Below are 23572 nucleotides of genomic sequence, written 5' to 3' on the forward strand. Positions count from 1 at the left end.
ATTGGTACGGGAAAATTTGCGTCTTACTACTGGAACTGAAATAATCTATTACGCATTAGAATCTTTTTGTCCAGACTCGGCGTTGCTGTCTGTACCCGAAATAATTGATTCGCTCTTATGTGCAAGGTTGGGTACAAGATTTTGACTGAAGCCTCCAATAACCGCTAGTGCATAGATGAAAAAATTGTTTGATGAATTACTAATAGCATAAAGCAAACCAGCTCTATAGATAATATAGATAATGAGCCCACTGAGCATCGAAATAAGGATTCGAAAAAGACCTGCATAGGTTCGTATCACGGTAAATCTGCTAAATTTCTGATCGTGCTTATCTATGTAAATCGCTATAGACAACAATCCTCCTATTGATCCAAAAACCATCATGTTTATTAAATCGATCACATGATTTTTTATAGGGTGATAGCTGTTAGGTAATAAGTCATTATAGATTTTAAGTGAAAGACTAAACAAACAAAGAAGTATAACAGCAGCAAGACATGGTAACAAGTAATATACCTTATTGTATTTATTATACTGAATCTCTCTGGTTACTTCTTCTAAAAGTTTTTTAGCAGCTTTCTTTCTTTCAGGTTTGTTGGAAAGATACAGCGTGTAAACATCCGCCATAGTGTTTTTATACTGCCCCCACAAAGTGGGATCTTCACCCAAAAAAGCTTCAACCTTATCAAGCTGGATAGCTATCTCAAAAGTATTATCTTCAAAATCTGAAGAAGTTTTGTATGAGATCTGCCCAGTCTCTTTAACTTCATAGATTACAAAGTTTGAATGACGGTGTATAACAAACAGCACTGATTTTTTCGGCTGATCGTTTAATTCATAGCCCTTTGCAATAAGCATAAGGTCTTCGTGTAAATCTTTCATAAATAGTGTGACAAACAATTATGGATAAATGTACCATACACTAATACTGCTGGAAAAATTTTTCACTACCGGATTTTCACTCTTCAGGTACCAGAAGAGGAGCAATATTTTGTTGAAGACTATAAACCAATAACATGTTCGTTAGATCATTGCTTGTATTCTTTTCTAACCTTACATATACCCAAAATCCCGAAGAATGCGCAAATCCAAAGAATCAAAATATAAAGTTGTCTGCGAAGTAATAAACCGAACGACCAACAAAACGCATTTCGAAAATCAAATCATAACTTTGGAGAATCGAAAAAGAGTATTTTCTGATCGGGAAATTCTTTCGAAAATCATTTACACTAACGTTATTGCCATCAACAGTGTTGATCTAGTGGTAGATTAATGCAACGTTTACGTTTTTATTTCGGTCACTTGTATGAAATGAGGTTCAAAAACCAGGTAATTTACATGATTGTAAGTATCCGGTGTTTCAAAGCGTATAAGATTAATTCCGAAATCGATTTACTTTCTATATTGGTCTTATGCCAAATACAGTTTCTGTTATAATCAATAGTTCGCTCTGATCTGTGTAATTTGTCGGCAATTTTTTTTGTCGCCAAACCAAGGCACATGAGTTTTAAAACCTGGATCTCCTGAAAGTTCAGGTTAACTTCGTTTTTGGTTTTAGAATTAAGATCGTTTGCCGAATCTGCAATTGCCTTGGCCATAATTTCAGAAACTGTTTCGTCAAAGTAATGTCCTGTTGTATAGACTGTGCGAATGGCTTCAACAATTTTTTTCGTAAGCATGGTTTTACTTAGAATAGCAGGTACTTGCTTCTTGATAAAATTAACTACGAATGATTCGTTGAAATGTCCAGTGAGTATGATTACCTTTATTTCTGGGTATTTTTGTTTTATCAGTTCTAGAGTTTCTTCTCCATTCATACCATTCATATCCAAATCCATCAACACAATATCAGGTGAATGAGTCTTAAGTTTTTCCATCACTTCACCGCCATCATTGGCGTCAAATACAACTCTCAAGTCGCTATATTTTTCAAACAGCGACATAAGACCTTCTCTGAAAGGCGTGTGATCATCGGCTATAGCCAAAGAAATTTTATTAGGCATATAAAATTTTTACAAAAATGATTACTAATTATACGAGAGTTCACTTGATGGTATTACGCAGCTTATCGCAGGCCCATTCTTATCATCGGAATAAGTAACCTTAGCCTTTTGTATGAGCATTCGACTCTTAATAGATTTCAACCCAAGACCTTGATTGGAATGAATAATTCTTTCGATTTTTTCAGTAGTCGTTTTTTGTCCATCATGATCAATCTGGATTAAAAGACTTTTCTTTTGCATAGAAATAGTTATTGTTAATGAGTTAGGACGCGCATGTTTCATAACATTATTCAATAGTTCAAGGCAAATGCGATAGATGTTGAGTTCATCCTGCTTATTAAAATATTTCGAAATTTTCTCATTCACAAAAACATTACACTTAGCCTTTAATTTCCCGCCTTGGTTAATATGTCTCACATGATCTTGCAAAGTTGCGAAAAGCCCATTCTTTAGTAAAAATGCAGGCACTAAATTATTCGCACATGCCGTTACAGCCTCACGTATCATTTCAATGTTACCAATCTCCTCATAATACTCATCAAGAACAAATTTTCCATTCTCGATATTAAAAGCGTGCTTTTCAAGCACCTGTTTATGAACCGCAAGCATAAGATTTATTTCGTCATGTAAATTTCTTGCTATTCGCTCTCGCTCTTCCTCTTCTGCTTGGGAAGCAGACTTAAAAATAGACAACTTCTTTTCAAGTTCTCGATCATGGTACTCTTTTTCTTTTGCCCGCCTCGTCTGCTTTCTAACATTTAAAATATAAATGTTGACGCAAACGATTGCCGCCAAGCATACCACGAAAAAAGAAGCTCCGTAAAAAACACTTTGATGTTCCACAATTAAATTATTTATAAAGTTTTGGCATTTGATCAAATGCATAAATTTGTAAGTCCAATTACAGAAAACGAAACAAATATGTAAAAGATACGATGCGGTTGGGTAAAATATATTGTTCCAAAGTAGTTAAAATAACTTTCGAAATTTAGTCATATCGGGCATCTCACGTTAAATTATTGTAACGTACATTTTCTTACATGTTCAGATTCAAGCACATCACCGAAAAATATTGAGAATGACAGGCGGAAAATCCGGTAGTTGATTCAAGTATTTCCGGTACCTAATATTCATTTTTCCAGTAGTTTAAAACTACACTTTTATAGTTTTTATTCCACAGTTTTAACATTTTACCGCACTACACTTTTGGATTTGCTGAGAAAACTTCCAATTGACACCTAAAATTAATTTATATGAGTTACGTCATGGTGACTGGTTATTTCCGTCCGCAAAGGTAGAACAGAGAAAAAAAATATACATAGCTGATAGAAAACAGGGAGAAAGTTAAAAAATATCGGGAAAATAGCACTGATAATTGAGAAGCATAATTTTTTAGAAATGCGTATATAAAGAGCTTTAATAATTGGTAAAAAAGTGTGATTTAGCAGATAATAAAAGTCTTATCGTGAGAAGAGTTTGCATATTATTATAATTGCACATTATCGATTAAAAAATAGTAAAGAACACAGGAAGTTACCAGATAAATATCGCAGTGCTTATGTATGGAAAAGAATCTAGCCACACCAGCAAAAAGCCAATCCAACGCTTGCAAGCAACCACACTATTGCATTTTTGCTGCAGCCGGAAACTTGCAAATTTCAAACAAATCTCTTTTTTTAAACAGGAATTAACTCGCTATTTTTTACTTCTTTGTAGAATTTTCTTAAGGCTGTCAGATCCTTCAAGGGATAATTAATTCCAAGATTAGAATAGTAATATTGACCAACTTTGAGCACGATGTCATAATTATCTTTGCTCACTATTAACTTTAAGATAATGAACTAGTTAATGCTAAATAAATTTCTTGGAGCTTATTCAGGTCGATCATAAATTGGTGTGTGTTTAGCCCAGGAGAGGGAGCAACAAAAGCCACACTAATCCCGATAGCTATCGGGAGTGGCTTTTTTGTTTTATAGATAATGCATTTCGTTTACGTTATATTCAGTCAAAACACTAATAAGTTTTACATTGGAGAAACACCCGACGTATTGACGCGGTTAGCGTTTCATAATGATATCGGGAAAAATACCAACTCAACAAAATCCGGGATACCCTGGGAGATTTTTTGGTTTTTAGAGGTAGGTGACAGATCGCTAGCCAGGCGCATAGAAACTCATCTAAAAAAGATGAAGAGTAAAAAGTATCTGGAAGATTTAAAAAAACACCCTTCGATTTCTGAAAATCTTGTTGAGAAATATAAAGGGGTCCCTGGTTCGCCCCGATAGATTTCTATCCTGGTTCTTTGATAATTTCGAATACCTGATTTTTTTTTGTCTTCTTTATCTTCTTAGGCTTTCCTCCTTTTTCTCTGCCTGCCAAATCGTAGTATTTTTTTAGTTTATCATTTTTGGTGAGTTTAATTGTGCCGTCCAAATCCCATTCCTGTGTGGTAAAATCGATTAAGACGGTTTGATTTTTTTCGTCAGTAGCTGACGCTTCAACTAACAGGAAGCGTACTTCAGTATCTGTAGAATCGGTAAAAATGGAGTCTTTGTTGATGCGGTATCTTATCCACTTATACCCAAACTTTTTGTAAAGAAAGTCACTGAACAATTTTCCATTCTTAAAATATAATTTATCTGCAATGACTTTTTTTGCGACAACGCCATTTTTTCGTTTCGGACAAACTAGTATTAAAAGTCCTTCTGTGCAATGAATCGTTCTCATCTTTAAAGCTAAAAAAGATAAGAGTGAATGCTGAAAACACGAAGGCCCACATTGCCCATAATAGAAGATTTATTTTCATCTGTACTGTTTTTATAATTATTGCCAACCACCGCCAAGCGCTTTATACATATCTATGACAGCGTGGTACTGTAATTTCTTTGTTGTAACAAGATCCAATTGAGATTTAAGAGAATTGCGTTGTGCCATAAGCACTTCCATATAGTTAGCTCTACCTGTTTTAAACAGCACAGAGGATGTTTCAATCGCATTAGTAAGAACCTTTGCCTCCTGAGATTTAAATGCCAGCATTTTACCCAGCCTTTCAATTTTTGACATTTGATTATAGACCTCGGTATAGCCTGTAAGAATAGACTTCTGATAATTATAGAGTGCTTCGAGTTGCACAGCATTCGCGGTTCTGAATGCTCTCTTAAGAGCTGTACGGTTGATGAGTGGTGCGGTTAAGCCACCCAAAATTGTGTAAGCGATCGACTGAGGTGAATAAAAAAGAAATGCTGTTTTGAAGGCCTGGTAGCCAAGAGACCCAGTGATGGTTAGAGCTGGATAAAAAGCTGCTCTTGCGCTTTTTACATCTGCTTTTGCTGCGGCGAGTTCAAATTCTGACCTTCTAATATCCGGTCGATTTCTTAAGAGATCTGAAGGGATACCTGCTTTTACGGAAGGAGGCAGCTGATCTGCAAAGTTTGTGGTATCCCGTTTAATTGCCTGGGGATACCTTCCCAAAAGAAAATTAATCTTCGTTTCGATTTCCGTAATACTTTGCCGAACTTCCAGCTCAAGACTCTTCGAATTTAATAATTGGGCTTCAAATTGATTTACCGCTAATTCATTGGCACTCGCAGCCTCTTTCTGTATTTCTACTATCTGCAATGCTTCATCCTGTATTTTTATGGTTTCCTTTACAATGGCTAATTGATTATCTAATGATCGCAGCTCATAGTAATTTGCAGCAATCTGTGCGATGAGGTTAGTTGTAACCAGGTTTCGACCTTCAATGCTGCTGAAATATTTAGCTACCGCCTTTTTCTTTTTATTACGTAATCTGCCCCAAATGTCGATTTCCCATGATGCAAGAAGCCCCGCATAATAATCAGGGAGGTGAACTGGAACAATTTTTCCTGGGGTAATTTCGGTAGAACTATTCCCGGCACCATCCATTGTGTACAGGCCATACTTTCGTTGAGCTGCTGAAATATTGAGAGCTACGGCAGGCAAAAGAGCTCCTTTTGCCGAAGTGATCCGTTGTTTAGCGACTTCTATTCTTTGCAAAGCAATTAGCTGATCGAGGTTCGCACTCAAACCTTCGTTAATTAATGCAACAAGATTGGAGTCTTTGAAAAAAGATTCCCATTTAATGACCGTTGAAATACTGCTGTCCTTATTTTCGTGGTAGGAAACGGGCAAACTCTTAAGAATTTTATTTTCTGTTTTGGGAAGGGTTTTGCACTGACTCAAGCATACAATGAGACATGTGAGAAAACTCCAACGTATTTTTAGTCCTACTTTCATTTTATTAAACTATTCCGTTAAAGGATTATTTACGACAGGTTGTTTTTTATTTTCTTTTTTTATTTTCAGAGCCAGCTCAGCAAAAATCACGTAGAGACCTGGTATAATAACCAGGCCAAAGATTGTTCCGAACAGCATTCCACCAATAGCCGCTGCGCCAATTGTTCTATTTCCTATAGCGCCCGCACCGGTGGCTAACACCAGTGGAATTAGCCCGAAAATAAAAGCGAAAGAAGTCATTAAAATAGGCCGTAAACGTGTGGTTGCCCCTTCAATAGCGGCTTTCAGAGGGGATAAGCCTTCCTTCTGTTTTAAAATCGCAAATTCTACGATAAGGATCGCATTCTTTCCTAAGAGCCCTATTAGCATGATCAGCGCTACTTGTGCATAAATATTATTTTGCAATCCAAGTAAAAGCAATAAAAAAAAGGCTCCGAAAATTCCCGTGGGAAGGGATAAAATTACTGGCAAAGGCAATAAAAAACTTTCATACTGAGCAGCTAAGAGCAAGTACACAAATAAGAAGCAGATAAGAAAAATATAGATGCCCTGGCTACCCGAAGAAATTTCATCGCGTGTCATACCTGACCAATCGAAAGAGTATCCTTTGGGTAATTTATTTTTCGCCAGCTTCTCGATTGTTTTTATAGCATCGCCGGTGCTGTGGCCTTCAGAAGGTTCTCCATTGATCATGGCGGAGTTATACATGTTGTAGCGTGTAAGTTGTTCGGGGCCATAAACACGCTCAATATCTGTAAAGGCAGAATAAGAGACCATCTCTCCACTGTTGCTTTTAATATAAAGTTTAAGGATATCTTCCGGTTGCGCCCTATACTTTGGTAATGCCTGGATCATCACTTTATACATTTGCCCGAACCGTATAAAATTGGTGGCATAATAGCTTCCAATCAGTGCTTGCAAATTGTTCATTGCGATATCTATTGAAACTCCTTTTTGTGCAGCCTTATCATTGTCTATTTTTAATAGATATTGGGGAAAGCTGGCGTCGTAACTCGTAAATACATTTTGCACCTCGGGTTGTTGGTTTAATTCAACAATAAAATCTTTTGTCACTTTTTCCAGTTTATGAAGATCTCCACTTCCTGTTTTATCTTGTATCCTAAATTCAAAGCCACTTGAATTTCCATAGCCAGGAACGGCTGGTGGCGGAAAAAATTGAATACTAGCGCCCTTAATGTTTATGGTTTTCTGCTTTAACTCAGAAATAATGTCTTCCACAGACTCGGTTCTACTATGCCAGGGTTTTAAAGTAATCATAGCCATTCCAAAAGAAGCGCCAGCGCCATCAGTAAACATGCTATATCCCGCCAGAGTTGAAACGCCTTCGATGGAAGATATACTCTCACTTGCTTTTTGGATCCTATTGGTAACCTCGTCGGTTCGCTCCAATGTTGAACCCGAAGGAGTGGTAATATTGGCGTAGATTGTGCCCTGATCTTCGGTTGGAATAAACCCGGAAGGAACAATTGCCAGGGTTCCCCAACTGGCCGCCACAAAAACAAAAAGTACTACAATGGTAACTAGTCTTCTGTCAATAATAAGTTCTATCAGCCGTTTATATTTGTCGGCAATGTTATCGTACATGTTATTAAAGAATTTGAAAAACCTCTGTATTAGGCCTTTCGGAGCAGTACTGCCGTGAGTATTTTTAAGTAGCATGGCGCATAGGGCAGGTGTTAAGGTAAGAGCGTTTATACCTGAGATAATAATTGCGATGGCCATGGTGATAGAAAACTGCCGGTAAAAAACTCCAACAGGGCCTGACATAAATGCCACAGGAATAAACACGGCAGACATAACTAAGGTAATAGCGATGATCGCGCCGCTTATTTCCTGCATTGCTTGCACCGTTGCCGTTCTTGCGTCTAAATTCAAAGTCTGCATTTTAGCATGCACGGCCTCAACAACCACAATGGCATTATCTACCACTATTCCAATGGAGAGCACCAATGCGAAGAGTGTAAGCAGGTTTATTGAGAACCCAAATAGTTGCATGAAAAGAAAAGTGCCTATAAGCGAAACTGGCACCGCCAGGGCGGGAATTAATGTAGATCTGAAATCCTGAAGAAAAATAAATACCACTAGAGCAACAAGCAGGAAAGCTTCCAGAAGAGTACGCAGTACTTCATCAATGGATGCATCCAAAAATCTGGAAACATCGTAACTTAAAGTGTAATCCATGCCTGGTGGAAAAGAGCTCTCTTTTAGTTCGGCCATTCTTTTCTTTACATTTGCTATAACTTCACTAGCGTTTGACCCTGGCCGCTGTTTGAGCATTATGGCAGCTGATGGCCGCCCGTTCTCTTTCGATAACACATCGTAATCAAGTGAGCCGAATTCAATGTCTGCAATGTCTTTAAGACGCAGGAGCTTACCCTCTACATCCGCTTTAACAACGATGTTCTCATATTGTTTTTCACTGGTAAACTTACCCGTGTAGCGTAAAACGTATTGTAGTGACTGTGATTTTTTTCCCGAGCTTTCTCCTACTTTGCCAGGGGCGGCCTCTACATTTTGTCCCCTCAGCGCGCCTATCACATCATCCGTAGATATATTGTAAGTGGTCATCCTATCCGGCTTCAGCCAAATTCGCATGGCATACTCCCTTGAGCCCATAATGTCTGCAAAACCTACCCCGTCAATTCTTTTAAGTTCAGCCAGTACGTTTATGTCAGCAAAATTGTAAATAAACTTTTCTCCGACGGTTGAATCTGTGCTGATAAGGTTTAAATAGAGGAGCATGCTATTTACTTCTTTTTCTGTGATAACACCCGCCTGAATAACTTCTTCGGGCAGTTCATCCAAAACGGTTGTTACTCTGTTTTGAACATTCACAGCGGCTAAATCTGGATCTGTGCCAGATTCAAAATACACCTGAATAATACTTGTTCCATCGTTTCCCGAAACAGAGGTCATGTAATTCATTCCCGGAACGCCATTAATAGAACGTTCGAGCGGTGTAACTACTGCCTTTGCACAAACCTCAGCATTAGCCCCGGTGTACTTGGTTGTTACTGTTACAGACGGGGGCTCTATCTCCGGAAACTGGGTAACCGGCAGTTGTGTCATAGAGAGTGCCCCTAAGAGTGTTAATATCAAAGATATAACGATAGATAAAACGGGTCTGTTTATAAATGTGGTAAACATAAATACTAAGTGGTTTTTTAATTTTTTTCTAGTTCTGCGATGATCTCCCGCATAGTAATTATCTTCGAATTTATTTTAGCGCCATCCTTTACCTCTTGTATTCCCTCATATATTATTTTGTCGGAGGGTGTGAGGCCTGACTGAACAACATACAAATGTGGTAGTCGAAGTCCTGCCGTTATGCTTTTCATGCTTACTTTATTATTTGAGTCAACAACAAAAACATAAATCCGGTCCTGGATTTCAAATGTTGATTTTTGAGGAACTACAAGGGCTTTTCTAAGCGAACGTTTTATAAGGATTTTTCCGCTGGAGCCATGTTTCAAGATCCGTTCTTTATTTGGAAATCGCGCCCTGATAGCAATACTTCCTGTATTGTTGTCAAATTCGCCCTCAATAGTTTCGATCGTGCCCACATAGGGATGTACGCTGTTATTTGCTAGTATTAAAGTAACGTCGTTTTTCTTGGTAGAGTCTTTCAGATTTGCCGCAAAATCAAGATATTCTTTTTCCGAAACGTGAAAATAGGCGAATACCTCCCTGTTGTCTGAGAGAGTCGTTAACAACGTTCCTTCATCAATTAAGCTTCCTATCTTATATGGAATCCTGTTTATTATTCCGTTAAATGGTGCTTTGATCTCGGTGAATTGCAAACGTAATTTTGCGCTGGCTTCGTACGATTGCACCTCCTCAATTTTGGCATTCAGGGCATCGAGTTTTGATTTAGCCATTTCCAATTCTGTTTTTGACACAATGTTTTTTTCAACCAGTGTTTTTACGTTTTGCAGATCCAGTTCAGCTGACTTTGCTTCGGCTATTGCACTCTTTACCATGGCCTTTGCTTTTAAAAGTTCCTCTTTATAAAGCTGACTGCTTATTCTGAAAAGTACCTCTCCCTCTTTCACGGTTTGCCCTTCATCTACATAAATACCTTCGATGTAGCCTTTTATTCTTGCCCTGAGTTCAATGTTTTGAACCGCATGAATGTCTGAAACATATTCATTTGTATATAGTGTGTCTATAAAGACTGGACTGGTTACAGGAAATGTTTCCAGGGATTTGGTTTTTAAACTGATGTGCCCGCAGGATGCAATAAATAGGGATAGTCCTGCCAGGAAAAAAAATACTTTCATAAGTTTACGGATTCGTGGTGTGTTTATTAGTTATGCGTTTAATGTTAGTTACTCTGACGATTAATTACTTCCGCTTCTGCATGCACTTTTTACGAAACAAGCGAAGCAATTTCAGTCGTCCACAAGTGGTTTTCAAATTACAGTGAGCTTTATAATTTATAAATGCCTCGCGGTATAAATTATCTGTTGTACTCATTATTAAATTTCAGGTAAGTGCTGGTGATAACAGCTTTTTTATTTTGCCGGACTTTCAGTATAAAAAGAAGCATGCAAATGCCCACTGTTAGAAATGACAAAGCTATTGCCTCTGCTTGCTTAAACCGGATGCCAAACCAGGTGAATTCTACTTCTATTCTTATTTGCTCTACAAGAAAACGTTCTATTCCATTTAAAATCAGATAGCATCCCAACATAACACCAGGTACTATTATTCTTTTTCGAAGAAACCATAATACAAGAAATAATAAAGAACAAACGATGCTTTCATGTAATGCGGTTGGAAATACCGGTTTGCTCAGTTGCATGCAATAGTCATCAAAACAATTTGCTATTGGCACACCTGCTCCGATAACATTATGAGGGTAGTTGCACGCCCAGAATGAATCTGGCAAAAAACCAAAAATTGCGGGACTGGCACCCAGGTTGTCAATTCCCCAGTCTCCATCTCCGGATAAATGACATCCAAGTCGTCCAATAGCATAAGCTATCATTAAAGCTGGTGCGGCAGCATCTGCTAAATGAACAAACTTTAAATTTACTGTTCTCGCATAAAATGCAACTGCAATTGCGCCAATAATAAGTCCGCCATAGTAGGTAAAATCCGAGGGGGACAATAAAGTGTAAAGAGGAGCTTCAAGAAATGCATTTGGATATTCCAGAATTGAAAAAAGTCTGGCACCAATAATTCCTGAAACTAGTGCAATCAATACACTTGTGTTTATTTGTTCATGAGGTCTTACAACCCGGCCTTTTTTAGTCACAAAGCTTTGAATCAAATGTGTTTTTCCCTTTCTTTTTACCTCGCTGTTCAAAAAATAATAACCCGTGAGAATGCTTAATGCCATAAAAAATCCGAATGTTTGAACAGGTAAGGAAATCCATATACCTGTAACATCTTTTATCAAGTGAGAAATTGTGGGATACATGTTTTTAAATTAAAGTGAAACTACTTAGAGTCTTTCGCAGAAACGATCGACCAGCAAGAGCACAGGTGCTAATGCCATTTAAAAAGAAACTTGAGTTTAAACTTTTGGGGGACCTCTTTTTGGACAGTAGAAAGAGTCGTTGAGAACGCTTGATTTTAGTTCAACAAGAGATGGATATCCGGTAAATCTAAAATACTGATCCACTTTTACTTTTGTGATCTGTAAGATTGCAATCTGGGTGCCTTTAGCCTTATATTTTCTTTTAAAATTAGGATTTTCATCCGGAGTGTTATTTACCTGGTTTTTTTTGTCATCTGAAATATTACTTTTCGCACTAAGAATTACGCATGCAGAATCACGCTTTGTGATAAGCCCAGTAGTTATACTCTTTCCTGCGAGCGAAAGAATCGCCAATACTATAACAGCTATGTATTTAAAGTGCTTCGACAAAAAATCAAATTAAAAAAATCAAACAATGACCTGAAAAACTTCATGCTTACAAAAGGTCAAATGAGCATTTGTTGCAAAAGCTTTAAAATTTGAAAGCTCTAACTTATTTGTTTTTTTTTTCGCAAAGGTTGACAATTATCAATACGAAGGTGCTCTCAGAAAATAAAATCCCAATAAATCAAAAAAAGCAACGGTCGGATAGTTTAAGAGAAGGTTTTGTTTCCCACCAGTAAAGCCTTTTTAGCTGAATCAGATATTTAATAAAGTAAAATTTCAGAGAGCATTAACAGGTGATTTTAAATTGCGAAACACTTTTTCTTTAAATAATTATTTTTTTTCATTTAATGAAACTCTGGCGATAGTAACCGGCTTGGGTGAATCGCTTAAAACAGTCGTCGCGTAACTTCCAAATAAAGTGTTTTTTAACCGCGTTCTACCATGTGATCCTACAATGAGTAAATCGTAATCAGATTTTTTTAAAAGTTCGGTTATTTTTTCGTTGGGCAAGCCATATTCTTCGAGGTAGGTAATTGTTTTTAGAAATGTATTTTCCGCCATTCTTTCTATTTCCCGGCTTCGCGCTCTTAAGGCCGATTTTAATTCAATGTCGGCCTCATCAATGCTATTTGCAAGTGTTTCACCAATCATATGCAATACATAAATGTCTGCGTTATTAGAAGTTTTTGAAATCAGGTCGCGGGCAGCGTTTAATACAACATGAGTGGAAGGCGATTTATCGAGGCAAATAAGAATTTCATTTTTATAATTTGGACACTCATTTTTATTTGTGAATCCTGAGTCCTTTGCTTAAGTAATATTCTTCTATTTGATCCCACGGACCAAAAGTATGCTGTTCTTCTGAAAACGGGTCGGTGTAAGGTCCTTGAAAAAAGTCAATGGGTTTTGTTTCCGTGTTCTGATAAGAACTGTAGGGTGTTTTTGGTCTTTTATGAATTCTTCCGTCATTTATAAATGCCGCTACATCCAGAGCTTCCTGATCGCTTAGCGTGGGATTATCATGACTGGTTGTAAGATTTGGCATATTGTATTTAATAAAGCTTGCTGCTTTAATAACGCGGTGCATGCTTGAGGTTTCCTGATAACTGTGTTCTCCCCACAAGGGAGGATAAATGTAGGTGGTGTTTTCAAGGTTCATTTTCCCTTCTCCGTTTTTTTGATGACAACTTTCGCAATGTGTGCTATAGACAGCCGCTCCGCGTAACGGGTCGGCAGTTAAACCCTTATAGTCTATAGTTTTTAATCCATAGCCGACATGCCTTTGGGGATGGTACGATTCTCCAATCCATTTGATGTACGACACTATAGCTACCATTTCCTTCGAATTTAAAGGCAAAGGTTTTCCACTATGAGGGCGTTCGATACAGTTATTAACGCGTTGTTCCATTGTCAAAATCTTATCTTCTCTTGCTCTGTATTGTGGATAGGTTCGGTGTGAGTCGAAAAAATTAAGGCCAAATGGCCTTGTTCCGTTTTCTAAATGGCAATTGGTACAATTCATCTTGTTCTTCAGATTTTTGCTTACAGTACCTTCGGGGCCGATATAGTGTGCTGTATTTTTTACAAGCAATAGTCCATACTTAACCGCCCTGGCCCAATCATCATTTGCTAAGCTTGCTGTATCTGGCACAGCATATTGTTCTGCGGAAACAGCAGGTGCACGTTTTTCGACAGAAGACAACCGGGATGATCTATTTGAATTTTTTTGACTGCAGCCGAAAAAAATAAATACGGGTATGTAGATTAAAAGTTTGCGCATAGTTAGTTCCATAAAATTTTAAAATACCTTATTTAAAAAGACTGCTCTGTAATCGCATCTGTTTTGAGGTTTAGCCCCCAGCCAGAATCTGCTACTAACTTCATGAGATTTTTAAGGCCTGGTGGAATCAGGTTTAATTCTTCCTGAGTGAATGTATGTTTGTAGCAAATCCATCTGTTACCATAGAAAATCATTTTTACCTTATACCTGGAACCTATCTGAATGAGTTCGCAACGTGTTATAGCATCAGGAAATTGCGAAGTGATCATTGAACCATTTCTAAAGTACTTACGAATATTTTCAATTCTAAATTCATTAGAATTTCTTATTGATTTTAGAATTAGAGACAGTATTTCACCTGGAATCTTCTTTGAATCCTTAATAAGTTCTCCTCTGCTAAGGCGTTCAATATTTTTACAAACGTCCTTCAGATCTCTGAAGCTGATCATACAACTTAAATTAGATTAATTGCGTACTTGCTTTAAACTCATTTATAAGTCAAGAACTATTAGACCCTGCAGACTTGCAGGTTCACTGGTATTTAGAAGATAAAAAGCGGGGGCCCTCTTCTGTAGAGACTGGTTTTTAATGAAACGAAAGAGTAGGAGGGGAATTCATTGAAACTGCTTCTTTTATAATGGTAATTCCTTTCAATTTTTAGGTCAGCTAGTACGATAGGAAATTCTTCAATTGCTCTGGGTTTGTATTTTCTTTTTGTGGGAGATATTTTTAAAACCAGTGTAAGGCTATTGAAATGCGATTCTTTTGCAAAAAGTTTTTTCTCAGTAAGAAGTGATTTATTTGACGGTTTAATTGAAAAAAAACTCGCTCTTGCGCCAGTAAAAAGGATTACTGTAAAACAATATAAAAGAAATTTGAAACGCATGCTTTATCAAATGTAACAATTTAAATAAATGCACTACATTAACCTTTGTGATTTTTTTTGAATGCAAGGGATGTCTTATTTTAATTACTATGGCTGGGTCACCATAAAATGAAATGGTTTCTGTTTCATTGGCATTCGCTGCAATGAGCGGTATTTTTTCCGACCCTGAATTTGTGCTCCTGGCGACCTGACTTACGGTTTTTAATAGTCTGATTATCCTGAAACGTTAGCTTAGTCATGATCTTGATGCAAGTAGTGAGTGGTAGAGTAATTTTATAAAAAGAAGTAATTCGTAGCAACAGTTTTTCTGCTATTTTTGTAATCTATGTTAGCCTTCTTTGCAATCATTATTAGTATTTCGGCTTTATTTGGGTTCATCAATCACAAGTGGTTGAAGCTTCCTACTACCATTGGTGTTATGCTCATCAGCGTTGCAATAGGCATTTGTCTTAAAACAGTAGAAAGCCTTCAGCCTTCTTATATTGAGCCGTTCCGGGCTTTCCTCACAGGCTTCGACTTCAGTACCTTTGTGCTTGATTTTATTCTCTGTTTTTTGTTATTTGCCGGATCACTTCATGTAAACCTTAAACATTTAAAGGGCGTCAAAGCTACAGTATTTTCTTATGCCACACTTGGCGTAATCATTTCCACCTTAATTATCGGGTCAGTAACCTGGCTTATTCTAAACGCGTTTGGCTATAACATCATTCCTATTCATTGTTATTTATTTGGCGCCCTGATCTCGCCAACAGATCCTATTGCCGTTATCGGCATCCTCTCCAAATATAAAATACCTCAAAAACTCAAAACGGAGATTGTTGGAGAATCGTTGTTTAATGACGGAGTAGGTGTGGTTGTGTTTGCTGTTATTCTTTCCCTCATAACTGGCGGGCAGGAAAATTTTACTGCTGTTAACATTCTCAAAATCTTCGGGATGGAGGTTTTAGGGGGCCTGGGAACAGGTTTTATAATTGGATATATTGGTTACTTCTTTATGAAAAACATCGACCATTATCAAACTGAGATCATGATTACCCTTGCAGTGGTAACAGGAGGTTATTCCATCGCTGCTGCTATTCATGCATCGGGACCTTTGGCAATGGTAGTAGCGGGATTATTAATTGGCAATAAAGGGAAGGAGAATGCCATGTCTGACACCACTGCTGAATATGTGGATAAATTCTGGGAGCTAATTGATGAAATCTGCAATACAATTTTATTTGTCCTGATGGGACTTGAAATTTTCTTGGTTTCTTACGACGCTAATTATTTAATAATTGGAGGTATCCTTGTAGTTGTGTCCCTTGCAGCGCGTTACATCTCGCTATTGCCAGCATTTTTTTTATTTAGCAGAAACGAAACCAGAAAAAGTCTGAATCTTGCTGTGCTCACCTGGGGAGGATTAAGAGGAGGTATTTCTATTGCATTGGCACTCTCATTAACTCACAGTATTCGGGAAGCAAACGTTTTTATTGTCTGCACTTACTGTATTGTGTTGTTCTCAATTGTTGTACAGGGACTTACTATTAAAAAATTATTGAGCAGGTACAACTAAGATCAATGAGATTAATCTGGTTTAACACTAACAAATTCACAATTGCGTAAGGAGCTATCATTGTTATTATTCTTACTCTGATACACTGAATTGCAGAAGTATTCCTGCTTAAATGCACTTACGGAAAATGCCTCCTTGTAGATCAGATCGATCTTTTTATTTCAGCAGCGTTGATTGCTGCTATTTCAGTATTTTGCCTGCTTATTATTTCTTTGGTCAACATAAAGTTGTCATCCTTTTTGCTGCACTAACCATCATGTTGGTGATGCTGGTTAAAAACCTCTATTCCTGATCCTGCAAGCGATAAAAGCAAGCACGGAAATAGAACCTCCTTTTCAATTAATTCAGGTATTTATTAATCTCATATTTCAGTCGCTCCACTTCACTCAGCTCTCTGAAACTTCCTGGCGCGTATACTTCTACCAGTTTCTTATCTTTATCCAAGAGGGTTAGCTTTAACACCGACGGCCGTGTGCCAATTCGTTTTGTGGTGATTTTTAAATTTTCTGAAGCAACCATAAATCTTTTATGTTTGTCCTTTTCTACAAATTCAATTTCCAGCCCACCTTCTATCTCCGACAGTTGAAGTATTTTTCTTAAAGACCATTTATAGCAGCTTCAATAAAGTACTAGCATGATAATCAGGTCGAGTGAAAGCCAAAGAGAAATAATAAATTTATCTCCCTTCAAATTAAACAAAATGGGTAGAGCCATAAAAATGCCACTACTAAAATAAGGGGCAAATAAAAGCCATAAGCGACGCGTGAAATTATCTACAAGTGACCTATAAATTATATTATCTTCTGGTTTCAAGTTTCTTTGATAGATTATGCCTGCACTAAAATGTAACCAATTGCAGACTTAAAACTGCATAAAATAATCCGGATAAAATAAATCATTTAAAGAGTTTCTTATGCGATTCATAGTACGCTTCAATGTTTGAATTCATAAACGGCATGTATTTGTCGTCATACAAAACACCTTTTTGTGTTAAACCCTCGGCGTTAATATACAAGTTCAAGAGTAGGGTTTGCGTCTTTTTTCTTTATTTTTTTTGGTTTGCCCCCTTTTTCTCTTCCGGCAAAATCGTAATAACGTCTTGGTTTATCATTCTTGGTAATTCTAATAACGCCGTCTATGTCCCATTCACACGTTGTAAAATCCATTAAGACAGTCAGATTTTTTTCATCCGTTACCGAAGCTTCAATCACCAGTAACCGAACCTCGGTGTCTGTGGAGTCTGTGTAAATCGAATCTTTATTAATGCGGTATCTAATCCATTTAAATCCAAATTTTTTATACAGAAAGTCACTGCGCAATTTTCCATTTTTGAAGTAAAATTTGTCAGCAATTGGTTTTTTTCCTACCGTGCCGTTTTTTGTTTCAGACATACTCACATTAAATTCTCTTTTATGAAGAGGATCCGGCTCATTTGGATTAGCCAGCAAAGTATAGCCAGCTATTACAAAGTATAAGCCGGTAATTAGTCGTATCCATTTTTTTAAGGCCATGGCTTTTTATTTTAAGTTTCTTTTACAAAGTTACATGCTCTGGGAGTTTTTGAATTGATATTTATCAATGCACTTATTTATTTCATTGTTCAACTTGCAGTCGTACTGTGTAAATAGATTTTATAGCCATGCAAATAAGTATTGAAATAAAAGGATTTAAACCAGGAATAAAACTTACCGGGCTCTTACACGAGCAATTAGAGCCGCTTATGCAAATTGATAAAGACCTTGTATGGGCCAGGTTAAAGCTCACTTTTGAGGAAAATGTTTTTTATAGCGAGCTATGTCTTATTTTTTCAGATGGTAAAATAGCGCTTACACTTACTAGTAACAATTTTTATAATATACTTAATGATACGGTAGATCTTGCCTGTTATCTGCTGCAGGAAAAAAGAAAAGGGAGCGTGGTAAAACGAAATATGCAAGACCGGGGTTTCACGCTGCCGAATCGGATGTCATTTGATTTCAGTTCTAATTAACCATCTTAACCAGTCAATTGTTTATGAAAAAAGAAAACAAGTATAGCGATAGCCTCAGATATATTCATTACTACTGGAAGCAGATCACTTATTTCAACCCAAAGGACGAGCGTATTCACCTTGGTTTGCCTAATAAATATATTGCACCCAACAACGATATTTTTAAATATGATCAATTCTACTGGGATAGTTATTTTGTAATACTTGGACTCGTAAAAGACAACAAAGTGAAATTGGCGAAGGGCATGGTTGATAATTTTGTTTACCTCTACAAACGTTTTAACATCATCCCTATGCGAAACCGGTATTATAATCTTGGCACTTCTCAAATTCCTTTTCTTACCTCTATGGCTTCTGAAATTTATGCCATTGAGAAGGATGACGCCTGGCTGGGAAAAGTTCTGGCTGTAGCCGAGGGAGAGCTAAGTGGGTATTGGATGAACGAGAAATTAACTGAAACGCATATAGTTTATAAAAAACTATCGAGGTACTGTGATCATTACATCACGCATTTAGGTGCCGAACACGAATCGGGTTGGGATATGACTTCTCGCTTTAATAATCTTTGCCTCGATTATCTGCCCGTGGATCTCAATTCGTGTTTGTACAAATATGAGATTGATTTAGCGGAAGGATATACTCGCTTAAAAAAATACGCAAAGGCCAAAAAGTACAAGCAGCAGGCAGCCGAAAGAAAAGAAACTATGCAGGAATTAATGTGGAATGAAAAAAAGAAATTCTTTTTCGATTATAACATTCCTGAAAAGCAAGCTGGTAGTTTTTATTCCGTGGCAGGTTTTTATCCGCTTTGGGCTATGCTGGCTACACAAGAGCAGGCAGATGTCATCCGGGAATACGTTTTACCGAGATTCGAATATGAAGGGGGTATAGTAAACTCACAGGACACTCATCTTTCAAAAGTAACCAAACAGCACGATTATCCAAATGGCTGGCCACATCAGCAATGGATAGTGATAAAAGGGCTTTTAAATTATGGTTTTATAGCCGACGCAGAAAGGATCGCACGCAAATGGGTAGACATGAATCTTAAATTATTTCAGGAGACCGGAAAGTTTTGGGAAAAATATGATGTTGTCCGATGTCAACCCGGCGTTTATAATCCGGCGCGCTATCCCACACAAAGTGGCTTTGGCTGGACCAATGCCATTTATCTTCTGTTAATTTATAAGTTCAATTTTAGCTAAAGTTAGAAAATATGTTAACCTCATTTCGTAATTAACATTTATCAATGTGTTTCTTTTTTAAAGGTTTTAATTTTGGAAGGGTTTAGTTTGAACAACCTTATTCACTACTCCCGTTATTTTAATGGTAGCTAAAATTCAGAGTTATGAAAAAAATTATTCTATTTTCATTTATTTTACAAGCGCTTACAATAGCAGCGCAATCAAGAAGACCTGCGAGAATGGCTCAGGTATTTGTTAACGGTTATTACGTTAACGTAAAAGGCGATACTGTAAAGGGGAAGGTGCAAATTAATCCGGATGATGAAATTGAGTTTTACAAGCAATTTGCTTTTTTGGCTCCAAAAAGTAAAAAATCAAAAAGCTTCACTACTTCAAGCAGAATAAAAGGCTATGGATTTGAGAACCGTGATTTTGTAATGGTGGATTATCAGGGCGAAAAACTCTTCGTCGAGAGGCTTGCTATGGGTAGGCTACGGTTTTATGAGATGCGATTTCATGGCAAAATCGATGGTAATCCCGCTATTGAGTCGGCATATTTTATAAAAGATACCGGGGCAGAGGGTGAGGAGAAATACCTGGGTGAAATTAGAAAGATCTCTACTAAGTATTACAAAAAAGCCTTAAAGCCTTATTTAAAGGACCAGCTTATGATTTGGAGCGATCTGGATAAATATACCTTCAACGAACAAACCCTGCTTAATGCGATAAAAGAGTTTAATGCTTATTATGCGACCACTGCAAATTAGAATTAAGTACCGATTGCTTAAGAGATAGAACAATTCAGAATTAAATTACTTTTTAGAAGGGTCTTGATCGTTATTAAACTTCAATAATTCTTCTTTTAATACTACTACGCTTTCCGATTTCTGATCACTAAAGTTCAGTGGTTTTACAATGTAACCGGTTACGCCGAGATTCTGGGCAACAATTTTTTCGTATTCTTCGCCAGAAGTTGTAATTACGAATATTTTGATATTCTTTAGACTGTAATAATTTTTAATAATAGTAAGGAACTCCAGGCCGTTCATTTTAGGCATGTTTATATCTAACAAAATAACATCGGGATTTACTCTTTCGTTTTCGCGTGTAATCATATTTAGGGCATCTACCCCATTGTGAGCTACATGCAGGATATTATCTACCTGCCACTTTTTTAAAGTACGTTTAATGCTCTCCACATCCAGGTAATCATCTTCAACTAATAATATTACTTTACTCATATTGCTTGAATTTTAAAATCAATTTTTGGGCCAGGTAAATGTGAAAACTGAACCCACACCTTCTTCAGATTCAACTGACATAAGCCCTTTATGTTCTTCTACTGTTCTTTTTGCTATGGCGAGTCCTACGCCTGTGCTCTCAAATGCATCTCTTTCCTGCAGGGTTTGAAAAATAATAAAGATCTTTTCAAAATATTCTTTTCCTATACCAGAGCCATTGTCTGTAACTGAAAAAGAATAAAAATATCCTAAATTCTTTGCGCTGATAATTATGGTTCTTTTTTCTTTAGTGTTGTACTTAACAGCATTGCTAATAAGGTTAGAAAATACTTGTTCGATCTGAAGTTTTTCTGTAACGAGTGTTGGCAACCTGTCCTGAATGATAACTTCAAAAGTTTCAGGCACTATTAAATCAACAATTTCAATTAAAAGTTTGTTAAGATCAACGCGTTCTTTTTGCCATTTGATTTTTCCAATTTTTGCGTATTCCAGCAGTCCATTTATCATTTTTTCAAGTCTCAGCGCGCGGCCCTTAATTAATTCCAGGTTCTTTTTTAAATCAGAGGTCAGGTCGCTACTATGATCTTCTTCTATCCAGGAAATAATATTGGCAATACCTCTGAGAGGAGCTTTCAGGTCGTGCGAAACAACATAAGCGAATTGATCTAACTCAGTAAAATTCTTCTCCAGAGTTTTGGACATGCTGTTTAATGAAAGTGATAGTTTATTTAATTCATCCCTTTTTGTATCCTCAATCGTTTGAAAATTACCTACCGCAATTTTTTCAGCAAGGCTAACCATACTTGTAATGCGACTCGTTATATTCCGAATAAAATAAATACTCGACAGCAATCCTAAGAGTATAAAAAACAAAGTGAGAGAAACACTGATAAGGCGTGTGCGTTCTATAGAAGTGTTAAGTACTTCGCGCCGCTGAGAGCGCAAACCATATTCTTCATTATCAAACACCTGGAAAAGCTTTTGTATTCTATCGTTGATCTTTTTTCCCACCTCCATACGAAGTTTTGTTTCAAATAAAGTTTTATACATTTTGTTTGCTTCTGGAAAAGTATCCAATCGTGTTGTAATTAAAGCGTCGGCATAATCGACCCATTCGCGATGCAGATTGTCAATTGAATCCAGTTTTAGTTTTTGGCTTTCTGACGATACAAGACTCCGCAGATCAATTAAAAGGGGAGGCAAAGATTTAATGCCCTCGTAATACGGTTCTAAAAAAACCTCTTGTCCGGTAAGCAAAAAGCCCCTGAAAGCGCTTTGCATTTCAATCATTTCTTTGTGGAGCATGTTTGAATTCCGGATCACCGCTTCCGAATTGTTGAGGTAGGCAGTATTTTTTACAATCTGATCAGATAAGCGCTGATTAATAAAAAAATTGACAATAAAAATTGTAATAAGAATAAAAAAGCCGGCTAACAGTTGAAAGCGAATTGACATACCTTAACTAATTTACAAGAAAGATCACATTATTATTAAAGCTTAAGGTTACTATGTAAAACAAAATTTCAAGTTGACATTTATCAATTTAAATTCAAACATTTAGAATTATTTTTGAAACGATAATTACTTATAGCATAGGTGAAGGAACCCACAGTATACAGCAACCGTGGGTTCTTTCCTGTTTGCACCTCAAATATTCAGCGGTGATGCTCAAATTGACTTTAGGAATTTGAGTTTGTATTACCTGCTGTTATTTCTAAAAGACACTACAACACCAGTGCCGGCTACCATTATATCAGCATGCAGAGATTTTGTATTAAGGGGAAGGTTTGCTTTTGAAATAAAACGCGATTGATAAATATCAATGCCGTTATCTTTTATACTTATTTACTTGCAGTAATTATTATAAGACACTAAAATGAACTTTCTAAATTTATTGATACCTGTAACACTCATTTCTTTAACTCTTATATTGGCGTGTTTGGGTGTGGTGTATGTTGTTCTTAAAAAACGTAAAAAAATAATTCAGGGCCGTGATCAAATATCTGCTTCTTAAAAACTATATGCCATTCAATAATTCCATCAAGGCCTTTTGATTCAGCACGGTTAGGTTTGTGCGTTTGCTGGCAATGATCTTTTCATCTTTGAAAACTCTTAAAATGCGAACAAGGTTTTCTTTAGCAGTGCCAACAAAGGCAGCAAAATCATTTCGGTTGATTGAAATTACCGTGTATTTATTTTTACTGTGATCAATATGATAGATCTCGTTGAAAATAAGCAGGCTTATTGCTATGCGTTCTTTTACCGAAGATGTGGAGAAGGTAGAAAGTTTATTGATCCAGACAGAAAATTCTTTTGAAAGGTTTACGAGCAGTCTTTTAGCAAGGGCAGTTGAATTCTCCAGGGTTTCTAAAAAAACCTCTGCAGGAATGTAAGAAACCACCACGGTATCTACTGCGGCAGCGGAGGTGGGATGAGGATCGTCGCCCAGTAAAGGCCTGTATCCAAAAAAATCGTTTTTGCGGTATAGGTAAACTATACTTTCTTTGCCCTCACCGTTTGTTTGAAATATTTTAATCTTCCCTTTTTTTACTATGTAAATTCCGCGAGAATAAGTGCCTTCTTTAAATAAAATCTGCCCAGGCTTATATTCTTTTCTTACCATTTTATTTTTAATAAAGGCAGACTCTTTCTTTGACAGGTGATCAAAAAAAGACGAAGATTTCAGATAATATTTTTCCGTTGTAAAATTCATTTTGTAAGTTAAAGTAATTAAATCCGGTTTCAAATTGACAATTATCAACTCATTTTATAATTGATCGCAC

General features: G+C 36.9%; 24 protein-coding genes. 6 read left to right on the forward strand and 18 right to left on the reverse strand.

Annotated elements, in window-relative coordinates; translation table 11 throughout:
• Nucleotides 1–48 precede the first annotated feature (48 nt).
• Nucleotides 49–882, reverse strand: coding sequence for a hypothetical protein (locus tag CNR22_18395; protein ID PBQ33663.1), 834 nt, complete (start codon nt 880–882; stop codon nt 49–51).
• Nucleotides 883–1078: 196 nt separating this feature from the next.
• On the opposite strand from CNR22_18395, the gene CNR22_18400 reads away from it, so the two are divergent.
• Nucleotides 1079–1273, forward strand: a complete 195-nt coding sequence (locus CNR22_18400; GenBank protein PBQ33664.1) for a hypothetical protein — start codon at nt 1079–1081, stop codon at nt 1271–1273.
• 61 nt (nt 1274–1334) lie between these two features.
• Here CNR22_18400 and CNR22_18405 read toward each other — a convergent pair whose 3' ends face one another.
• Nucleotides 1335–2003: a hypothetical protein gene (locus CNR22_18405; protein ID PBQ33665.1), complete on the reverse strand. Its 669-nt coding sequence runs from the start codon at nt 2001–2003 to the stop codon at nt 1335–1337.
• A gap of 24 nt (nt 2004–2027) precedes the next feature.
• Nucleotides 2028–2888, reverse strand: a complete 861-nt coding sequence (locus CNR22_18410) for a hypothetical protein (protein PBQ33666.1) — start codon at nt 2886–2888, stop codon at nt 2028–2030.
• A gap of 1094 nt (nt 2889–3982) precedes the next feature.
• Between CNR22_18410 and CNR22_18415 the strand changes: the two genes are divergently transcribed.
• Nucleotides 3983–4288: an endonuclease gene (locus CNR22_18415; protein PBQ33667.1), complete on the forward strand. Its 306-nt coding sequence runs from the start codon at nt 3983–3985 to the stop codon at nt 4286–4288.
• 4 nt (nt 4289–4292) lie between these two features.
• Here CNR22_18415 and CNR22_18420 read toward each other — a convergent pair whose 3' ends face one another.
• The 10 genes from CNR22_18420 to CNR22_18465 form a co-directional block, all read right to left on the reverse strand.
• The gene (locus CNR22_18420) at nt 4293–4730 is read right to left on the reverse strand and encodes a hypothetical protein (GenBank protein PBQ33668.1); all 438 of its coding nucleotides are present in this window, start codon (nt 4728–4730) and stop codon (nt 4293–4295) included.
• A gap of 96 nt (nt 4731–4826) precedes the next feature.
• Complete coding sequence (locus CNR22_18425; protein ID PBQ33669.1) at nt 4827–6260, reverse strand: RND transporter; 1434 nt, start codon at nt 6258–6260, stop codon at nt 4827–4829.
• 9 nt (nt 6261–6269) lie between these two features.
• The gene (locus tag CNR22_18430; GenBank protein ID PBQ33670.1) at nt 6270–9428 is read right to left on the reverse strand and encodes a hydrophobe/amphiphile efflux-1 family RND transporter; all 3159 of its coding nucleotides are present in this window, start codon (nt 9426–9428) and stop codon (nt 6270–6272) included.
• A 17-nt stretch (nt 9429–9445) separates the two neighbouring features.
• On the reverse strand, nt 9446–10561 hold the full coding sequence (locus tag CNR22_18435) for an efflux transporter periplasmic adaptor subunit (GenBank protein ID PBQ33671.1): 1116 nt from the start codon (nt 10559–10561) through the stop codon (nt 9446–9448).
• Nucleotides 10562–10740: 179 nt separating this feature from the next.
• Nucleotides 10741–11706: a diacylglyceryl transferase gene (locus tag CNR22_18440; GenBank protein ID PBQ33672.1), complete on the reverse strand. Its 966-nt coding sequence runs from the start codon at nt 11704–11706 to the stop codon at nt 10741–10743.
• Between the two features lie 96 nt (nt 11707–11802).
• The gene (locus tag CNR22_18445; protein ID PBQ33673.1) at nt 11803–12120 is read right to left on the reverse strand and encodes a hypothetical protein; all 318 of its coding nucleotides are present in this window, start codon (nt 12118–12120) and stop codon (nt 11803–11805) included.
• A gap of 363 nt (nt 12121–12483) precedes the next feature.
• Nucleotides 12484–12909, reverse strand: coding sequence for a hypothetical protein (locus CNR22_18450; protein PBQ33674.1), 426 nt, complete (start codon nt 12907–12909; stop codon nt 12484–12486).
• 28 nt (nt 12910–12937) lie between these two features.
• The gene (locus CNR22_18455) at nt 12938–13945 is read right to left on the reverse strand and encodes a cytochrome C class I (GenBank protein ID PBQ33675.1); all 1008 of its coding nucleotides are present in this window, start codon (nt 13943–13945) and stop codon (nt 12938–12940) included.
• Nucleotides 13946–13965: 20 nt separating this feature from the next.
• Nucleotides 13966–14382 carry a hypothetical protein gene (locus tag CNR22_18460; protein ID PBQ33676.1) on the reverse strand — a complete coding sequence of 139 codons (417 nt, stop codon included), beginning with the start codon at nt 14380–14382 and terminating at the stop codon, nt 13966–13968.
• A 92-nt stretch (nt 14383–14474) separates the two neighbouring features.
• Nucleotides 14475–14819 carry a hypothetical protein gene (locus CNR22_18465; GenBank protein ID PBQ33677.1) on the reverse strand — a complete coding sequence of 115 codons (345 nt, stop codon included), beginning with the start codon at nt 14817–14819 and terminating at the stop codon, nt 14475–14477.
• Between the two features lie 325 nt (nt 14820–15144).
• On the opposite strand from CNR22_18465, the gene CNR22_18470 reads away from it, so the two are divergent.
• Nucleotides 15145–16374 carry a sodium:proton antiporter gene (locus tag CNR22_18470; GenBank protein PBQ33678.1) on the forward strand — a complete coding sequence of 410 codons (1230 nt, stop codon included), beginning with the start codon at nt 15145–15147 and terminating at the stop codon, nt 16372–16374.
• Between the two features lie 339 nt (nt 16375–16713).
• Here CNR22_18470 and CNR22_18475 read toward each other — a convergent pair whose 3' ends face one another.
• Together CNR22_18475 and CNR22_18480 are read right to left on the reverse strand one after the other, a co-directional pair.
• Nucleotides 16714–16893 (reverse strand): hypothetical protein, encoded by a 180-nt coding sequence (locus tag CNR22_18475; protein ID PBQ33679.1) that lies wholly within the window; start codon nt 16891–16893, stop codon nt 16714–16716.
• A 485-nt stretch (nt 16894–17378) separates the two neighbouring features.
• Entirely contained in the window at nt 17379–17885 is a 507-nt protein-coding gene (locus tag CNR22_18480) for a hypothetical protein (protein PBQ33680.1), read from the reverse strand.
• A 128-nt stretch (nt 17886–18013) separates the two neighbouring features.
• Between CNR22_18480 and CNR22_18485 the strand changes: the two genes are divergently transcribed.
• From CNR22_18485 to CNR22_18495, 3 genes are all read left to right on the forward strand, one after another.
• Complete coding sequence (locus tag CNR22_18485; GenBank protein PBQ33681.1) at nt 18014–18364, forward strand: hypothetical protein; 351 nt, start codon at nt 18014–18016, stop codon at nt 18362–18364.
• A gap of 23 nt (nt 18365–18387) precedes the next feature.
• Entirely contained in the window at nt 18388–19569 is a 1182-nt protein-coding gene (locus CNR22_18490) for a hypothetical protein (GenBank protein PBQ33682.1), read from the forward strand.
• Between the two features lie 143 nt (nt 19570–19712).
• Nucleotides 19713–20315 (forward strand): hypothetical protein, encoded by a 603-nt coding sequence (locus CNR22_18495; protein PBQ33683.1) that lies wholly within the window; start codon nt 19713–19715, stop codon nt 20313–20315.
• A gap of 45 nt (nt 20316–20360) precedes the next feature.
• On the opposite strand, the gene CNR22_18500 is transcribed toward CNR22_18495, so the two are convergent.
• From CNR22_18500 to CNR22_18510, 3 genes are all read right to left on the reverse strand, one after another.
• Nucleotides 20361–20789 carry a hypothetical protein gene (locus CNR22_18500; GenBank protein ID PBQ33684.1) on the reverse strand — a complete coding sequence of 143 codons (429 nt, stop codon included), beginning with the start codon at nt 20787–20789 and terminating at the stop codon, nt 20361–20363.
• 18 nt (nt 20790–20807) lie between these two features.
• Nucleotides 20808–22244: a histidine kinase gene (locus CNR22_18505; protein ID PBQ33685.1), complete on the reverse strand. Its 1437-nt coding sequence runs from the start codon at nt 22242–22244 to the stop codon at nt 20808–20810.
• A 562-nt stretch (nt 22245–22806) separates the two neighbouring features.
• Entirely contained in the window at nt 22807–23502 is a 696-nt protein-coding gene (locus CNR22_18510; GenBank protein PBQ33686.1) for a hypothetical protein, read from the reverse strand.
• Nucleotides 23503–23572: the final 70 nt, after the last annotated feature.

It is taken from the genome of Sphingobacteriaceae bacterium (assembly GCA_002319075.1).
In the GTDB taxonomy this organism is placed as follows: domain Bacteria; phylum Bacteroidota; class Bacteroidia; order B-17B0; family Aurantibacillaceae; genus Aurantibacillus.

Coding starts and splice junctions, on each gene's coding strand:
- CNR22_18395 (PBQ33663.1), bottom strand. CDS start 882: ATGAAAGATTTACACGAAGACCTTATGCTTATTGCAAAGGGCTATGAA.
- CNR22_18400 (PBQ33664.1), top strand. CDS start 1,079: ATGCGCAAATCCAAAGAATCAAAATATAAAGTTGTCTGCGAAGTAATA.
- CNR22_18405 (PBQ33665.1), bottom strand. CDS start 2,003: ATGCCTAATAAAATTTCTTTGGCTATAGCCGATGATCACACGCCTTTC.
- CNR22_18410 (PBQ33666.1), bottom strand. CDS start 2,888: ATGCATTTGATCAAATGCCAAAACTTTATAAATAATTTAATTGTGGAA.
- CNR22_18415 (PBQ33667.1), top strand. CDS start 3,983: ATGCATTTCGTTTACGTTATATTCAGTCAAAACACTAATAAGTTTTAC.
- CNR22_18420 (PBQ33668.1), bottom strand. CDS start 4,730: ATGAGAACGATTCATTGCACAGAAGGACTTTTAATACTAGTTTGTCCG.
- CNR22_18425 (PBQ33669.1), bottom strand. CDS start 6,260: ATGAAAGTAGGACTAAAAATACGTTGGAGTTTTCTCACATGTCTCATT.
- CNR22_18430 (PBQ33670.1), bottom strand. CDS start 9,428: ATGTTTACCACATTTATAAACAGACCCGTTTTATCTATCGTTATATCT.
- CNR22_18435 (PBQ33671.1), bottom strand. CDS start 10,561: ATGAAAGTATTTTTTTTCCTGGCAGGACTATCCCTATTTATTGCATCC.
- CNR22_18440 (PBQ33672.1), bottom strand. CDS start 11,706: ATGTATCCCACAATTTCTCACTTGATAAAAGATGTTACAGGTATATGG.
- CNR22_18455 (PBQ33675.1), bottom strand. CDS start 13,945: ATGGAACTAACTATGCGCAAACTTTTAATCTACATACCCGTATTTATT.
- CNR22_18460 (PBQ33676.1), bottom strand. CDS start 14,382: ATGATCAGCTTCAGAGATCTGAAGGACGTTTGTAAAAATATTGAACGC.
- CNR22_18465 (PBQ33677.1), bottom strand. CDS start 14,819: ATGCGTTTCAAATTTCTTTTATATTGTTTTACAGTAATCCTTTTTACT.
- CNR22_18470 (PBQ33678.1), top strand. CDS start 15,145: ATGTTAGCCTTCTTTGCAATCATTATTAGTATTTCGGCTTTATTTGGG.
- CNR22_18475 (PBQ33679.1), bottom strand. CDS start 16,893: ATGGTTGCTTCAGAAAATTTAAAAATCACCACAAAACGAATTGGCACA.
- CNR22_18480 (PBQ33680.1), bottom strand. CDS start 17,885: ATGGCCTTAAAAAAATGGATACGACTAATTACCGGCTTATACTTTGTA.
- CNR22_18485 (PBQ33681.1), top strand. CDS start 18,014: ATGCAAATAAGTATTGAAATAAAAGGATTTAAACCAGGAATAAAACTT.
- CNR22_18490 (PBQ33682.1), top strand. CDS start 18,388: ATGAAAAAAGAAAACAAGTATAGCGATAGCCTCAGATATATTCATTAC.
- CNR22_18495 (PBQ33683.1), top strand. CDS start 19,713: ATGAAAAAAATTATTCTATTTTCATTTATTTTACAAGCGCTTACAATA.
- CNR22_18500 (PBQ33684.1), bottom strand. CDS start 20,789: ATGAGTAAAGTAATATTATTAGTTGAAGATGATTACCTGGATGTGGAG.
- CNR22_18505 (PBQ33685.1), bottom strand. CDS start 22,244: ATGTCAATTCGCTTTCAACTGTTAGCCGGCTTTTTTATTCTTATTACA.
- CNR22_18510 (PBQ33686.1), bottom strand. CDS start 23,502: ATGAATTTTACAACGGAAAAATATTATCTGAAATCTTCGTCTTTTTTT.